The organism is Vibrio sp. 10N.222.46.A1 (assembly GCF_041473595.1).
Taxonomy (GTDB): Bacteria; Pseudomonadota; Gammaproteobacteria; order Enterobacterales; family Vibrionaceae; genus Vibrio; species Vibrio tasmaniensis_A.
In genome coordinates this window covers 1-2,329 of the sequence record NZ_JBFRSN010000235.1, presented here as the reverse complement: position 1 = coordinate 2,329, position 2,329 = coordinate 1, and the positions used below count along the sequence as shown (strand labels likewise).

General features: G+C 45.5%; 4 protein-coding genes. All 4 read left to right on the top strand.

Annotation, left to right across the window (positions count from 1 at the left end):
- The coding region (gene rpsK / locus AB4496_RS07915) for a 30S ribosomal protein S11 (RefSeq protein ID WP_372130786.1) at positions 1-201 on the top strand (201 nt) is incomplete at its 5' end.
- A 31-nt stretch (positions 202-232) separates the two neighbouring features.
- The gene (gene rpsD / locus AB4496_RS07910) at positions 233-853 is read left to right on the top strand and encodes a 30S ribosomal protein S4 (RefSeq protein ID WP_004738777.1); all 621 of its coding nucleotides are present in this window, start codon (positions 233-235) and stop codon (positions 851-853) included.
- 22 nt (positions 854-875) lie between these two features.
- Entirely contained in the window at positions 876-1,868 is a 993-nt protein-coding gene (locus AB4496_RS07905; protein WP_004729813.1) for a DNA-directed RNA polymerase subunit alpha, read from the top strand.
- Positions 1,869-1,892: 24 nt separating this feature from the next.
- Positions 1,893-2,273: a 50S ribosomal protein L17 gene (gene rplQ / locus AB4496_RS07900; RefSeq protein ID WP_004729812.1), complete on the top strand. Its 381-nt coding sequence runs from the start codon at positions 1,893-1,895 to the stop codon at positions 2,271-2,273.
- Positions 2,274-2,329: the final 56 nt, after the last annotated feature.

Below are 2,329 nucleotides of genomic sequence, written 5' to 3'. Positions count from 1 at the left end.
CAAGTTGCAGCTGAGCGTTGTGGTGAAATGGCTAAAGAATATGGCCTAAAGAACTTGGAAGTTATGGTTAAGGGTCCAGGTCCAGGTCGCGAATCTACTGTTCGTGCACTGAACGCTGCTGGTTTCCGTATCACTAACATTGTTGATGCGACACCAATCCCTCATAACGGTTGTCGTCCACCTAAGAAACGTCGCGTTTAAGTTTCGTTTCTAGGAATATTGGAGAAAGATCATGGCAAGATATTTGGGTCCTAAGCTGAAGCTTAGCCGTCGCGAAGGTACTGACTTATTCCTTAAGTCTGGTGTCCGTGCGATCGATACCAAGTGTAAAATTGATAACGCACCAGGTGTACACGGCGCTCGTCGCGGTCGTCTATCTGAGTATGGCGTTCAGCTTCGTGAGAAGCAAAAAGTTCGTCGTATTTACGGCGTTCTAGAAAAACAATTCCGCAACTACTACAAAGAAGCTGCACGTCTTAAAGGCAACACAGGTGCAAACCTGCTTCAGCTTCTTGAAGGTCGTCTTGATAACGTAGTTTACCGTATGGGCTTTGGCGCTACTCGTGCTGAATCTCGTCAACTAGTTAGCCACAAGTCTATTCTAGTTAACGGTAAAGTTGTAAACGTTCCTTCTTTCAAAGTAGCGGCAAACGACGTTGTTTCTATCCGCGAGAAAGCTAAACAGCAATCTCGTATTAAAGCGGCTCTAGAAGTTGCTGAACAACGTGAAAAGCCAACTTGGATTGAAGTAGATGCTGGCAAAATGGAAGGTACATTCAAGCGTATGCCTGAGCGTTCTGACCTATCAGCTGACATCAATGAACACTTGATCGTCGAACTTTACTCTAAGTAAGGTTAAAAAAAGAGAGGACACAATGCAGGGTTCTGTAACAGAATTTCTTAAGCCGCGTCTTGTTGACATTGAACAGATCAATACGACACACGCGAAAGTAACTCTTGAGCCATTAGAGCGCGGTTTCGGCCATACTCTAGGTAATGCTCTTCGCCGCATTCTTCTATCTTCTATGCCGGGTTGTGCCGTAACAGAAGTTGAAATCGAAGGTGTGCTACACGAATACAGCACTAAAGAAGGCGTTCAGGAAGATATCCTGGAAATCCTTCTAAACCTTAAAGGTTTAGCTGTACGCGTTGCTGAAGGCAAAGATGAAGTGTTTATTACACTGAACAAATCAGGCTCAGGCCCTGTTGTTGCAGGTGACATCACCCACGATGGTGATGTAGAGATCGCTAACCCTGAGCACGTAATTTGTCACCTAACGGATGACAACGCTGAGATCGCTATGCGTATCAAAGTAGAACGTGGTCGTGGTTACGTTCCAGCTTCAGCTCGTATCCATACTGAAGAAGATGAGCGTCCAATCGGTCGTCTACTTGTTGACGCTACTTACAGCCCGGTCGATAAAATCGCCTATGCTGTTGAAGCGGCACGTGTAGAACAACGTACTGACTTAGACAAGCTTGTTATCGATATGGAAACGAACGGTACTCTAGAACCTGAGGAAGCAATCCGTCGTGCAGCTACTATTTTAGCTGAACAACTGGATGCGTTCGTAGATCTTCGTGATGTACGTGTACCTGAGGAGAAGGAAGAGAAGCCAGAATTCGATCCTATCCTACTACGTCCTGTAGACGATCTTGAACTAACAGTTCGCTCTGCTAACTGTTTGAAAGCAGAAGCGATTCACTACATCGGTGATCTTGTACAGCGCACTGAGGTTGAGCTACTTAAAACGCCAAACCTTGGTAAGAAATCTCTTACAGAGATTAAAGATGTGCTTGCTTCACGTGGTCTTTCTCTAGGCATGCGCCTAGAAAACTGGCCACCAGCGTCAATCGCTGAAGATTAATCGAAAAGTTAGAAGGATTAGGTCATGCGCCATCGTAAAAGTGGTCGTCAACTCAACCGCAACAGCAGTCATCGCAAAGCGATGTTCAGCAACATGGCTAGCTCTCTTGTTCGTCACGAAGTTATTAAAACTACCGTGCCTAAAGCAAAAGAACTACGTCGCGTAATTGAGCCATTGATTACCCTAGCTAAGACAGACAGTGTTGCTAACCGTCGTCTTGCATTTGCTCGCACTCGTGATAACGAAGTTGTGGCAAAACTATTTAATGAACTAGGCCCGCGTTTCGCGGCTCGCCAAGGTGGTTACACTCGCATTCTTAAATGTGGTTTCCGTACTGGTGATAAAGCTCCAATGGCTTACATTGAGCTTGTAGACCGCCCAGCTGCTGAAGAAGCTGCTGAGTAATCTATACTAGATTCTTAATACAAAAGCCGAGCATTAGCTCGGCTTTTTTGTATCTG